At 36.7% G+C, this 13,384-nt stretch carries 15 protein-coding genes; 4 read left to right on the top strand and 11 right to left on the bottom strand.

All coding sequences use genetic code 11. The features are described from left to right. Nucleotides 1-99: 99 nt before the first annotated feature. Nucleotides 100-885: a tRNA pseudouridine(65) synthase TruC gene (truC, locus tag F8B77_RS06130; protein ID WP_151654611.1), complete on the bottom strand. Its 786-nt coding sequence runs from the start codon at nt 883-885 to the stop codon at nt 100-102. A gap of 1 nt (nt 886) precedes the next feature. Then, complete coding sequence (locus F8B77_RS06125; RefSeq protein WP_151654609.1) at nt 887-1,201, bottom strand: YqcC family protein; 315 nt, start codon at nt 1,199-1,201, stop codon at nt 887-889. 102 nt (nt 1,202-1,303) lie between these two features. Between F8B77_RS06125 and F8B77_RS06120 the strand changes: the two genes are divergently transcribed. Together F8B77_RS06120 and F8B77_RS06115 are read left to right on the top strand one after the other, a co-directional pair. Then, nucleotides 1,304-2,341 (top strand): DUF3549 family protein, encoded by a 1,038-nt coding sequence (locus F8B77_RS06120; RefSeq protein ID WP_151654607.1) that lies wholly within the window; start codon nt 1,304-1,306, stop codon nt 2,339-2,341. A gap of 3 nt (nt 2,342-2,344) precedes the next feature. Then, nucleotides 2,345-2,653 (top strand): DUF3301 domain-containing protein, encoded by a 309-nt coding sequence (locus tag F8B77_RS06115; protein ID WP_151654605.1) that lies wholly within the window; start codon nt 2,345-2,347, stop codon nt 2,651-2,653. Between the two features lie 69 nt (nt 2,654-2,722). Here the strand turns inward: F8B77_RS06115 and F8B77_RS06110 are convergent, their stop codons facing one another. The 7 genes from F8B77_RS06110 to F8B77_RS06080 form a co-directional block, all read right to left on the bottom strand. Further along, entirely contained in the window at nt 2,723-4,003 is a 1,281-nt protein-coding gene (locus F8B77_RS06110; protein ID WP_151654603.1) for a carbohydrate porin, read from the bottom strand. Nucleotides 4,004-4,259: 256 nt separating this feature from the next. Further along, nucleotides 4,260-5,267, bottom strand: coding sequence for a LacI family DNA-binding transcriptional regulator (locus tag F8B77_RS06105; protein ID WP_151654600.1), 1,008 nt, complete (start codon nt 5,265-5,267; stop codon nt 4,260-4,262). 69 nt (nt 5,268-5,336) lie between these two features. Next, on the bottom strand, nt 5,337-5,660 hold the full coding sequence (locus F8B77_RS06100; RefSeq protein WP_151654598.1) for a PTS lactose/cellobiose transporter subunit IIA: 324 nt from the start codon (nt 5,658-5,660) through the stop codon (nt 5,337-5,339). Nucleotides 5,661-5,671: 11 nt separating this feature from the next. After that, nucleotides 5,672-6,607, bottom strand: coding sequence for an ROK family protein (locus F8B77_RS06095; RefSeq protein WP_151654596.1), 936 nt, complete (start codon nt 6,605-6,607; stop codon nt 5,672-5,674). A 26-nt stretch (nt 6,608-6,633) separates the two neighbouring features. Further along, complete coding sequence (locus F8B77_RS06090) at nt 6,634-8,043, bottom strand: glycoside hydrolase family 1 protein (RefSeq protein ID WP_151654593.1); 1,410 nt, start codon at nt 8,041-8,043, stop codon at nt 6,634-6,636. Between the two features lie 86 nt (nt 8,044-8,129). After that, the gene (locus F8B77_RS06085) at nt 8,130-8,435 is read right to left on the bottom strand and encodes a PTS sugar transporter subunit IIB (protein ID WP_151654591.1); all 306 of its coding nucleotides are present in this window, start codon (nt 8,433-8,435) and stop codon (nt 8,130-8,132) included. Nucleotides 8,436-8,467: 32 nt separating this feature from the next. Next, nucleotides 8,468-9,838, bottom strand: a complete 1,371-nt coding sequence (locus tag F8B77_RS06080) for a PTS sugar transporter subunit IIC (protein ID WP_130088064.1) — start codon at nt 9,836-9,838, stop codon at nt 8,468-8,470. Nucleotides 9,839-10,937: 1,099 nt separating this feature from the next. Between F8B77_RS06080 and F8B77_RS06075 the strand changes: the two genes are divergently transcribed. After that, nucleotides 10,938-11,207: a hypothetical protein gene (locus tag F8B77_RS06075; RefSeq protein ID WP_151654589.1), complete on the top strand. Its 270-nt coding sequence runs from the start codon at nt 10,938-10,940 to the stop codon at nt 11,205-11,207. Next, nucleotides 11,207-11,656, top strand: a complete 450-nt coding sequence (locus tag F8B77_RS06070; RefSeq protein WP_151654587.1) for a YaiI/YqxD family protein — start codon at nt 11,207-11,209, stop codon at nt 11,654-11,656. The genes F8B77_RS06075 and F8B77_RS06070 overlap by 1 nt, the downstream gene beginning before the upstream one ends. Before the next feature lie 266 nt (nt 11,657-11,922). Here F8B77_RS06070 and F8B77_RS06065 read toward each other — a convergent pair whose 3' ends face one another. Both F8B77_RS06065 and syd read right to left on the bottom strand, forming a co-directional pair. Further along, complete coding sequence (locus F8B77_RS06065; RefSeq protein WP_151654585.1) at nt 11,923-12,696, bottom strand: Zn-ribbon-containing protein; 774 nt, start codon at nt 12,694-12,696, stop codon at nt 11,923-11,925. A 52-nt stretch (nt 12,697-12,748) separates the two neighbouring features. Beyond that, nucleotides 12,749-13,297, bottom strand: a complete 549-nt coding sequence (gene syd, locus F8B77_RS06060; RefSeq protein ID WP_151654583.1) for a SecY-interacting protein — start codon at nt 13,295-13,297, stop codon at nt 12,749-12,751. Between the last annotated feature and the right edge of the window lie 87 nt (nt 13,298-13,384).

Here is a 13,384-nt window from a genome sequence, read left to right as displayed (position 1 = left end):
CTTAATTGATTATCAAGATTTGAATTAAAAATCTTAATTAAAAAAAAGGGAAGTGAGTTTATCTCATTTCCCTTTTTTATTATCTTCTTACCTGATTATCTATAACTCAATATCCCAACCAAACTCTGATATTAATCTTAACCACGTATCATCTACGTTTGCTTTTATTACGATATTTTCATCGGTAATTGGATGAGTAAAGCTCAGCTCTGATGCATGTAATAACAAACGGTGGCTATCCAAATTCTCTTTGAACAATCGATTATGCTTACCATCACCATGACTCGTGTCACCTACGATAGGGTGACGTAAATGAGCCATATGACGACGAAGCTGATGCTTTCTCCCCGTATGAGGCTTAAGCTCCATTAAACAATAACGGCTGGTTGGAAATTTACCCGTTGAATAAGGCAGATCTACTTTAGCTAATGGTTTGTATTCCGTTATAGCTTCCTTCGCTTCAACTTCTTTTGAGGCTTTTTTATCGGCAATTTTATCCAACTCTTTTTTAAGAGGATAATCAAGCGTATCTGCTTCTTCTATCCAGCCACGAACAATCGCATGATAGGTTTTCTTTATTTCTCTGCTTGCAAAAAGCGGAGATACTTGTGCCGCAATCTCACTTGATAAAGCAAAGAATAATATTCCTGATGTTGGTCTATCTAAACGATGCAACGGAAAGACATGCTGACCAATCTGATCGCGTAATGTCTGCATCGCAAATACCGTTTCATGTTTATCCAGCCACGAACGGTGTACTAACATTCCTGCAGGTTTATTAATCGCAATTAAATGTTCATCACGATACACAATTTCAAGCTCTATTGGCTCGACATGTTCTTCTAATAATTCGCCATTCACTGCGATATTTTCTTCTGTATTCACTTCATTTACCTAATGCATCAATGGCATGACATAAGCGTACAATCTCGTTATACCCTTCTATCTCTTTTAATGCTTCTTCAATATAAGGCGTAATTGAGAATCCTTTTGGTGTTGGTTGTCCATTCTCAATTAGATAATTCATTTTAGGGATAAAAATCCACTGTAACCACTCTGATGCAGACAAAGTATCAATAGCAAATGGCTCAGTACTTGATAAATCGGCTATGGATGGTGGCGTAAGTTGCCAATGCCCATAATGCTCTAATTGCTGAGCTAACCGCTCTAATAATGTTGATAATTCTAACGATGTCGTCATATCCGATAAAACTCGCACTCTCTGATACTTTTAATGACAAAGGATACCATCTTATCAAGGCTTGGGTATAATCACGACATTACCCATAGAATAAGACATATCATGGATCAGATTTATACGCTTAGCCAACTTATACAACAATCAAATTGTGAATACACGATTTATGACTTAGGTCGCCGTGTTCAACCTATATCAAATAAACAATTTGAATCTATAGAAGCTGGGCAGCAACCTTATCCTTTTCCGCTACAGCGTCATGCTCATTTAGCTATTGCTTATTGGAATGAGGCTAAACAACCTTGGATTTGGTTTTTAAAACTTCCTTTAGATGAGCGAAGCTTACTGCAGCAAGCAGATATCGGTAATTTCATTAAATACGTCATCGAAGCGATTGGAGTTTCACTAAGTGGCGATTTAAACGAAGAGCAACAACAAAAACTGTCAAATAACCCTTATACATTCAAGCCAAAAGACGACAAAATGGCGATGTTTCATAGTGTATTACGTACTGAATTATCACAGCCAATGAGTCAGTATTATGAACATGCTAAAACCTACCTTTCCGGTAATAATGGTTGGGATAACTGGCAATTTGTGGGAATGCAAGGGTTAGCTGATGTATGTGCCAATGTAGATAAAGACAATAACAGTACCGCACTGCGCAAAGCACTGTCTCATTTACCGACAACGGTTTTATACGCTACATTAGGCTGCTTAGAGCACATTAATTTACCTGAAAAATTAGCACAAAAGCAATTAGAGATAATCCAAGATCTATGTAATAACAAAGAATCTGATCTGTTTCTACTATCTGCACATATTCGTGCGCTTTCTGGTGCAGATAAAAATACCTTAACTGAAGCACTGATTTTGATTTTATCTAGTGAACGCTTGAGCCACCCTGAAGTGCTCGTCGCCATTGCTGGTCGTTGCTGGAGTGGATTAGAGGAGCTGTCTGTTGCTAATCTTTTCTTATTGCGATTAGCTCAAACAGGTGATCAACAACTGTTTAATCAATTGTTTGCTGACTTAGTAATGCAACCGAAGCTTCGTATGTGCATACTTCAGATCCTTCATGGAGAAGCGGACCCTAAACTTGCAGACGCTTTATTACAATTACAGCAAACCACGAAGAGCTAAGATATGGATAGTCTACTTGCGATATTGGCATTAACGCTTTTCTGTTTTCTTTTTTGGCAACAAAGAAGACAATCAGAATACGCGCATCAAGCCATTCAGCATTACTGTAAAAAAATGGAATTGCAGCTACTAAGTGTCGCAAGAGGATCGTATGGATTTCGCTTACCAAGTGGTAAGAAACAGTTATATACCATGTATGAATTTGAATTTTCTTCTATTGGTGATGATCACTACACAGGCAAATTGATCATGGTAGGCTTTAAGGCTGCAAAGTTTAATTTACCTCCTTATCGAATGGCTGAAGAATATTAACGAAAACTGAGCAGGCCCTCAGTATTGGACCCTGCTCAATTCCCCCCTTATTTTAAAATATCGGTATTCTTACCACCACGCTTCCCACATAGCACCAACAGCAAAGGTATCTTGTTTACCCGTTTCTCCACGAGTTAAATCCACTTCGGTGTTCGAATCTCCAACCGTTGCATAAAATCTCAGCATTGGGCGTGCACCAGAGTCCATATCGAAACTAATATTTTGAGATAACGTCACTTTCCAAGCATCGTTTTGTCCGCTTTGGTTATCAAAATCAACCAATGAATAACCAGCCTCTAACCATGTAGAATGAATATTGTTCCATGCATAAGTAGGACGCACAATGGCACTGTAGTTAGCTCTGTCATCTTGACTCGCATTTTTATCTTCTAATGATTGATAACCAACTAGATATTCAATATTAGTTTGATGGCTCATTACTAACTTACCTTCTAACTGCATTAACAACGTCGATAAATCTTCTGTTTTATTAAAAATATTGTTATCAACGTTATTACCATAGCGGGTCACAAACTTATTACTCATCATTCCAACACTATGGTTTAACTCAAGCGCCAGTTGGTACGAGTCAATATCATCTACATAACAGGTGCCATTTCTATCTACACCTTTACAGGTTGTATCATCTTCTCGATTTTTTTCAGTATTTTTAGAGGAAAAACCATAGTTAGCATACAAAGAAAGATCTAATGCGTCCGTTAAATTAATCCCATGTAATTTAGATGTAATTGCATAATTACCACTGTCACCAGTGCCACCACCATCAACGACTTGTGCTACCGCAGCCATATCAAATTTCACATTACCAAATTCAAGGTTTTTAATACCTGCACCTTGAGAATCATTCATCATCCAGAAATAATCGTTCAAGCCCGTTTGTGGTCGGTTATGGAAATCTCGACCAGCCCAAATATAGGCATTAGGTTGAGATTCAAAGACATTCGTCGCCCCCGCATAGAATTTCTTTAAACCAACCTCATCACCCCAATGCTCTAACATGACAACAACATCCCAAATAGTGCCATTATCAGAGACGAATCCTTTAGCAAACTGAAACTCACCGCCATTGCCTTCATTACCTAAACGACCAGCAGCATTACCAATCAATTGGCCATCGGCAGATACATACTTTTCAACATCATCTGAAAAATGAAAACCATAACGAGCATATCCAGAAAAAACAATTCCATCAGGAATATCAGTTTGAGGAGAAATAACGAGTGGTTGTTGATCATCTACTTGGATATTATCCAGTGGATCTGTTTCCGCAAAAATAGAAAATGAAGATAGGGTCGCCATTACAGCCAGAGCAACAGGTAATAATTTCATTATAATTCCTTAAAATAGTAAAACAGCAAATTAAATTACTCACGAATATTATCGAATTATATTTACGACTTACTCATGAACTAATTAAATTATTCACCTTTATATTGCACTCATTCAATACTTATAAGTATTAAATATTAAGCTGATCACGCACGTTTTATATTTATATATATTTTATTTTTAGGTTTTAAATAATTTCATTTTCAATGGGTAAAATTAAAAGCATCAAATTATTGATGCTTTTTAAAATGATACATTATTTAATTATATTTTTTGTAGACTCACGAATGATTAAATTCCCTTTTAATATTTCAGTAGTTGCTTTTACTTCTTTATCAGAAATCAATCTCAATGCTTTATCCATTGCCAACTGAGTTACTTTTTTAATCGGAATATTAATCGTTGTTAATGCGGGAGATAAAAATGCAGAGATCTCATCATTATCTATTCCAACAATTGAAATATCCTCAGGAACACGAATATTTAACTCTTTTAATGCTTTAATTGCCCCTAAAGCTAAATGATCATTAAAACAAAAAATAGCAGTAATATCTTGCGAGCGCTTAAGTAACTCTTTACACGCTTGATACCCATCTTCTAACTTACCATCTTTGATAACAGTTAAATTATCATCGTAAGCAATGCCATGCTTTTCGAGCGTTTCTTTCGCACCTTTCAAACGAATTTGACCGGTACTTGAACCCATATTAAGAGTGATAATTGCAATATTTTTATGCCCTGATTCAACAAGATGCTCAATAGCCATTTGGCTTGCATCATATTGGTCAAAAGCCACTGCATGCCCTAAGCCATCAGGTAGCGTTCGATTAATAACAACAAGTGGGATAGGCAATTTTTTCTGAATTTCGCAATAATCATCAGCCGTCATAGTACGACTATAAATTAAAATAGCATCGCATTTTCTTGCGACTAATGAATTAATGGCTTCAATTTCAGTTTCAAGTTGGTTATGACCATCAGTGACGATTAATTGCTTTCCCGATTCTTCTGCAATTCTTGTCGCTTCTTTGAGTAAAATACCAAAATAATAACCATCAAAGAACGACACAATAAGACCAATACTATTCGAACTATTTGTTGCCAATGCTTGAGCCACTAGACTCGGTTTATAGTTCAATGTTTCCATTGCATCAAAAATCAGTTTTTTTGTTTCTTCTTTTACTGGCCCTTTCCCATTCATTACTCGAGAAACGGTTGCTTTAGAAACACCAGCAAGCTTACATACGTCATTGATTGTTGCCATTGTTCCCTCAAAAATAGGTATTTGAAATTAGCGTAATAATAGCTAAGTTATTACGCTAAATACACGTTATTATTTATTCTGCAATGCGCGATGGATCTCAATTAACTCTTGAATCATCTCTTTTGCAAGCATTGAGGTCATAATGTGGTCTTGGGCATGCACCATAATTAAATTAACCGGTACTTTTCCTTCTCCCTCATCCATACCGATAAGTTGTGTTTGTACATCATGTGCTCTTTTTGAAGCCTCTGCCGACTGCTTTAAAAGATCATCAACTTTATCCCACTCACCGGTTTTAGCCGCTCGTAATGCTTCCATTGCGCATGACTTAGATTCACCCGCATTAATAATAAGTTCCATTACTGTGATTTCTAACTCTTCACCAACTAACATAGTATCTATTCCTATTTAAATTTATTTTTCATTATTAAAAAGTGATATACTGCACCGATTAAACCACTGTCATTATTGAAAGTGCTTTTTTCAATCGAAACTAACTCTTTAACATTAAAATCATTAATTGAACCTTGGCTTTTAATTATTTGATTAAATTTATCTTCAATATTAAAAATTAAATCTTCTCGACTACTAATTGCTCCGCCAATAATTATTTTCTCTGGATTTAAAATAAACGTAAGATTATATAAACCGATAGCAATATTATTATAAAAGTCATCAATTACTTTTATTGCAACTTTATCACCTGTTGATGCGAGATCAAAAACATCCTTTCCTGATATATTATCAATACTATTAATGTTTTTTAAATTAGAATAACGACGTCTTAGCCCTTCTCTGACTGAGGCAGTAAAACTCATACTTGCTGTTGCTTTATCTTCAATATCAAATACATTTTTCGTAAACATATAACCAAATTCTCCGGCCATAAAGCCATGACCTCGAACCATTTGATTATTGATATAAATAGCGCCACCAATTCCTGTGCCTATCGTAATACAAATAAAATTCTCAACATTCTTCGCTTTACCACGCCATTTTTCAGCCAATGCCACGCAGTTAACATCATTCTCTAGCTCAACTGGTAATGATAATCTCTTAGTTAATTCATTTTTAAACTGAAAACCGTAGAAATCATCAATTGCTCCACCCGTTTTTAAATACCCTGTATTGACATCAACAAATCCAGGAAGAGAGAAAGCCGCACCATCAAACGTATACTTTTTTGACCACTGATCTTTTATATCGACAAGAGTGGCAATGATTTTTTCTCCGCAAGTTTCAGTGGTTACCTTACCTTGCTCAAGAACTTGTCCTTGCTCATTTAACACGCCAAACTTTATGTCTGTACCACCAATATCAAATGAAATATACGTTGCCATAATACGAGCCTCTCCCTTTATTTTCGTTAAATGTTTTCACCACGGGTAGCGATAACGTCTTTAAACCAATGGAATGACGCTTTTTTCTTTCGCTCTAATCCATTTTGATGATCGACATAAATAAAACCATATTGTTTTTTATAGCCATTTAACCAGCTCAATAAATCAATCGCAGACCAAGCGTAATACCCTTTTATATGAACACCTCGACGAACGGCTTCTTTTACTGCGCCTAAATGATCTTTTATGAAGTTGATACGTGGGATATCACACACTTCACCATCAATAATCGGGTCTTCATCTCCCAAACCATTTTCCGTAATGTACAGTTTGATCTGACCATAGTGCTCTTTGATCATTTCAAGCCCAGAAACAAAACCTTCTGGTGAAATTTCCCAATCCCATTTTGTGTATTTTTTATCGTCCATTTTTACAGTGCGGTACACATTATCGTAGCTTGGATTACCCGGTGAACCCGTTGAGTTTTCACGAGTAATCGTTCGAGACGCCACACTACCTTCAATTTTTTCAACACGTTGTGGTTGGTAGTAATTCAGCCCCATAAAGTCATTCAACGGCGCTGCTTCAAAAATAGTTTGTAGCTCTTCATCTGTCCAATCAGGTAAGTTGCCTTCTTCTTGTAGTTGCTTAACTACGTATTCAGGGTATTTACCAAGCAGAATAGGATCATAGAACCAGTTCATACTAAATTGATTGGCATGCATTGCAGCAAAATGACTCGCCTCTGAATCATCCACTCCAAACGCTGGGCTAAATACATGACTCAAACCAATTTCACCAAATTGATTTAATTTTTTATATTCAATAACCGCTTTAGCATGCGCATAAAATACATTGTGTGTCGCCTGGAAGTACTTCTTAGGATCATTTTGGATCCCCGGTGGATGCGCGCCAGCCATATAGCCTAGTGCACAGAACACTACGGTTTCATTAAAGGTAATGAAATGCTTAACACGGTCACCGAATTCATTAAAACATAACTTTGCAAATTCAACATACGCATCGCAGGTGGCTTTATTTAACCATGAACCTTCTTTTTCTAACGTAAGAGGTAAATCCCAGTGATATAAAGTAACAAAAGGAACAATGCCATATTTCAAACATTCATCAATGACATTATTGTAAAAATCGATGCCTTTTTGATTAATCTCACCCGTGCCATTTGGGAAAATACGAGCCCAAGAGATTGAAAAACGATAAGATTCCAATCCCATTTCAGCCATTAATGCGATATCTTCTTTATAGCGATTATAGTGGTCAATAGCGACATCACCATTAGTACCTTCGAACGTTTTTCCTGGAATTTTAGTAAACTCATCCCAGTTTGTTGGGCCTTTTCCATCTTGATCCCATGCGCCTTCTATTTGGTAAGAAGCGGTTGCTGCGCCTAATAAAAAATCATTTGCAAATTTCATCTCGAATCCCTACTTTACTGCTGCTAATAAATCAGTAGCCAACTGATGTTTGTTTTGGCCTAAGTTAACCTAGGCCTAGAATGTGATTAACCTAAAAGTACCAATGCATCTTTAAGGATTTTATCTCCCTTCATCATGCCGTAATCCATCATATCGATGACTTCAACTTTCTTATTAACTTCATCAGCCAGTTTTTGAAGTTCATCTTTTTTGAAACGAATTTGCGGCCCTAATAAAAACAAATCGTATTCTGCTAAATAGTCTTGAATCGTTTCAACGCCGTGTGCTTCGATATGAATATCTAGCTCTTGTTGAGCTGCTGATTCACGCATTTTTTTTACAACCATTGATGTAGACATGCCCGCTGCGCATAGTAGTAAAATCTTTTTCATAATAACCTCGATAATAATCTAATAAATTTCAATTAAGCTGTTGCTGTCGTTGTTACAGATTCTGTTTCTGGCGCTGCTGATTTTGCTTCTTCTTGCGCCGTTAATTTGTCTAAATACTTAAAGAATGGGAAGTAAACGCATAGTGTCATACAGAAAACTGCAATCTGTAGTACTGCGGCACTCCACCCTCCTACAATAAATCCACTCAATACTATTGGTGTTGTCCATGGCACTTGAACGGCTGTGAATGGTCCAACAAATCCCATATTAATTGAGGTATAAACCATAATTGCAGATAGAACTGGAGCGGTTACAAATGGGATAAACATGATTGGGTTAAAGATAATTGGTGTAGCAAAAATTACAGGTTCATTGATATTGAAAATACCTGGGATAAAAGAAAGGCGGCCAAGTTGTTTAAACTGAATAGAACGGGCAAATAGCACCATACAGCACACTAAGCCAAACGTTAAACCTGAACCACCAACGGTAATGAATTGGTCAACAAATTGGTTTGTTACTATCTTTCCATTCTCACCAGCAATCAGCACTTCACCAGCATTTACTATCGATTGGTTATGAAGTGCATTGGCAGTAACGATTGGTCCCATAATACCCATAACAATGACTGGACCATGGACACCACACCACCAAAGCAGAGAAATAAGTAGAGCAATGCCGACAGCCCCAAAGAAAGAATCAGACATGCTTTGTAGCGGCGTTTGAATAATATGGTAGATAGTTTCAATAAAGGTTCTTTCAAATACAACTTCAAAGAAAATATAGGTTAAGAAAGCAAGTGTAATAATGATGAAACCCGGAATAAGCGATTTAAAGGCATTAGAAACCCCTTCAGGCACACTGTCAGGCAACTTGATGACCCAATTACGATTAAAGGCCATTGAATAAATCATGCCAACAACTAGACCAATTACGATAGCTGCAATCATCCCCTTACCGCCAAGGAAGGCTTTTGGTATCACACCGCCTATATGCGTAACACCATCAGGTGCTACAACAAAAGCGTTCATTACTATAAGAAGAGAAACAATGGCTAACACCCCCGCATTTACGCCATTGTGTCCTTCGTACTTTACGTAAGTATACGCAATACCAAAAGCACCAATTAATGCCAAAATATCAAACGTTGCACCTACTACTTGAAATAATGGTGTTGACCATTCTGCACCAAAAATACCTGCCATAAATTGGTCATACCCATCAATAGGAACAAAAGCCAGTAATAAAAATACTGAACCAATGATGGTCAATGGCATGGTTAACATGAAGCCTTCTTTAATAGCTACAATTGGTTTTGAGTTAACTACCTTTAAAAGCTTAGGAAGGATTTTATTTACCTTCTCCATTATTGTGCTTTGCATCGTTGCCGCTTGCGTACTCATTTTTCACCCCTGAATTGAATTTTAAACATGCGAAATCATAAACTGAAAGTAATGTAACCGGTTTCAGTAACCGGTTACATTGCATATTTGAGCAAATATGATTCAACTCACGAATATTAATAATTTACAGGTTAAAAATGTGATCTCGATGATTTGATGTTTTTTTATACGAAAGGGCTTGCTTGAAATAATACAAATCTAACGAATAGAGAATCCGATAATTCTTCGTATTTAGGATGGAAGCTTATACCAATCTACATAAGTATTTGATCATTCTTGCTTGTTAAAATCGATTATATCAGCGTTATAAATTTTGTAATTAGACCCACTAGTTACTGTAATTTATGCCTTGCTATAATCGATTTTTCCTACGCAATTATCTGAACAACTACTTATCCAGAATGGTATTAGATAGTTGAGGTAAAAAAGAAAAACCCCATTAAACTCTCGTCTAATGGGGTCATAACTCTACTCGCAGCAGTCCGGCTACTTATGGTGCTCCGTATATCAAATCCTTGATAGTATGCTGAAATCCGTCAGCTTATCCTTTCATCGCTATCCTAGCGGTGTCCTTTACATCATCCTGATGTTTATCCTTCCTCTATCCTAGAGGTATCCATTGTCTTTCCTTAGTAGTAACCATCCTAGCTACTATTGAATCCATTCAATGTCCAATTTTGCTTTCCATGCCGATTACTCATCCTAAGTAACCGAGTGCCTTATCCTAAAGCATACCAAATCCTTGGCGAGTTCCTGTTCCGTGTCAGCATCCTTCCGACACCAATAAGATTACGCTTTTGACTTTTTTGAACAATGGTCTAGCAGCACTTTTCTATCTGTTTCTCATTACAATATGCAAAGAAAATATCAATAATCAATAAAAACAGAAGCTTAAATAAATAAAAGGACATATTTACGATAAAGAAAACGATATTTCTTATCCTTTAAGTGAGAGATCTCGCACACTCTCATTTCCATTTTTCTATTCATCTTTAAAATCCACCATTTCAATAGGGAGATCTAGATCACGTATTTATTCTTATAGTAGAAGTGTACATCTTTAGTTATTATGGACTCAGATGAAATATAGGACGTCACAATGAAAAACGTAACGGATGAACTGCAAAAGATATTGCAAGATTTAACTGATGAAGGAAAAAAGCCGACAACGGCTCTTGTTCGCTCACGATTGACTACTCAAGTACCAATGCCAGCCATTATTACTGCAGTTAAATCTTTTAAATCCACTTCAAGCATTCCTAAGATTGAAGTCAAAGACACCCCATTAACAGCAGATGAACGTATTGCCCAACTTGAGTTTCAAGTAAAAGAGTTATCGCAACGTTTAGCCGCTCTGGAGAATAAATAATGCAAATTTGGGTAGATGCTGATGCATGTCCAAAAGTCGTCAAAGAAGTACTTTGTCGCGCCGCTACACGTACTGGCATTCAACTGACTTTTGTTGCTAACCATTACATCCCGGTACCATCTGCTTTAAATATTAAATCAATCCAAGTTGAATCGGGTTTTGATGTAGCTGATGATGAAATTGTAAGACGCTCGGAAGCGGGTGACTTGGTGATCAGTGGTGATATTCCCTTGGCAGCAGAGTTAATCGCTAAGAAAGTGCAAGTATTAAACCCTCGTGGTGAGCTTTATACAGAAGCAACTATTAAAGCACGATTGAACATTCGTGACTTTATGGAGACCATGCGTGCCAGTGGCATTCAAACTGGTGGTCCTGCTGCTCTATCGCAAACCGACCGACGTGAATTTGCCAATCAACTAGATCGTATTCTTGCTAAATTTAAAAAATAAATCGCTAAAAAATAGAAAGTTAAAATAAAAAATGGGAGCTCATTGTGAGCTCCCATTAGTTTATCTATATCCAAGTTATACCATTCTGGATAAGTAGTTGTTCAGATAATTGCGAAGGAAAAATCGATTAGAGCAAGACATAAATTACAGTAACTAGTGGATCTAATTACACCTAATTTTTGCAATAGAAAGGTATAACTCAGATATAATCAATTTTAACAAGCAAGAATGATCAAATACTTATGTAGATTGGTATTAATTCATAATCAGTCTTTAAAATCCCAAGACAGATTACTAACCAATCGACATTCATCGCATTTAAAATCAAAGACTTCATGGATAGGCTCTGCTAACGCCCAATCACCATCACACACTGGACATTTACGCGCTTGCTCTTTTTCTTTGCTTTCACCAGCAACACGATAAATATATAAGTAAGTTGGGATGCCACTAACCACAGCCATACGACGACATAGATCCCAACCACGCTTAAATAAATGACTTTTACTTGAACTAATTTCATGTAAAGACGGATGCTCAACAACAGAACCATTCATTTGCAATTGATCACAAGCACTCCAATCTTCTTGCCATTTAATAAACTGTTTTTGATCGCCATTAGCAACAGCAGGCAAACGATAAAGAGGGATTGGCTGAAATGTCTCACCATGACGGATCGGAGAACAGGTATGTAAGTGGCTGGTATAAAGAATTTGCCAACTTACTTTTTCACTCTCATCACTCGGATCAGAATTCATATCTTGACCAACAATCTTAACTTTAGGTTGCAGCAACCCAAATTCACTTAATTGTTTAAATGCCAGTTTTACTTGTGGACTATGATTATCAGGATGAAGTGAATCTTCTTCAGGGCAAACCACTCGAGCAACAAAGTTTGTTCCTTTCATAACAACGGGCAACTCACGACCAATCACTTGTCCATTATAACGCAGACAATCTAAACAATAATTGATGGCCTTTTCTACTGCCGCCATAGAGGTATCGCAATAGATTTCAAAATCTAATTCAGTTACAAACATTAACGCTTCTTTCCTAACATCTTGGGGATTTTATCGATTTACTTAAATCAGTTTACTCAACAACAGGTTCTAGTTTTTCTAAAAACTCAACCATCGTTGCTGCCAATACGGATCTCTTTTTTGTTCCTACCGTATCTAGAATAATCTCACCCGTTTGATTACAAATAGAGATCACTTCCATTTCATCATCAGTGACGGCAATAAATAATGTTGGGACTAATTTTAATCGGCGTTGCATCACAAGGTGACCTAGCATATTGCCTTGTAAGCGCTCTAAATCTTCATCACTCCATACTTGAAGTAATTCAATATTTATATCACCAAATTTAGCCATCATATCAGCACTGAATTGGGCACCATAAAAGGCATGAAAATCATCATGCAGATCAAGCTCAATACCTTGTTCGATATTAACTAAGCGAATACTTTCATCACGATTAACAGGCTGCCATGACACTTCTAAATCACGAGTTTCATCAATACAAGGAGAAGCTAATCCCACTAATTCTTCGTTCATCGGAAGGCTATTATGTTTTGATTTCCATGCTTCGACATAACGTTGACTAAAGTTAGCAAGCGCTTGCTCTACCGAAAGTGGCATTCGATTCTCCTAATAATGTAAAAATTAAAGTAAACTAAGCGATATTAAATGAATAATGATGATTTACTCCGTTATTCTTATTCTAAT

The organism is Aliivibrio finisterrensis, assembly GCF_008933155.1.
In the GTDB taxonomy this organism is placed as follows: Bacteria; Pseudomonadota; Gammaproteobacteria; order Enterobacterales; family Vibrionaceae; genus Aliivibrio; species Aliivibrio finisterrensis.
Note: the sequence above shows the minus strand (reverse complement) of the source record. Positions and strands in the feature narration are given on the sequence as shown.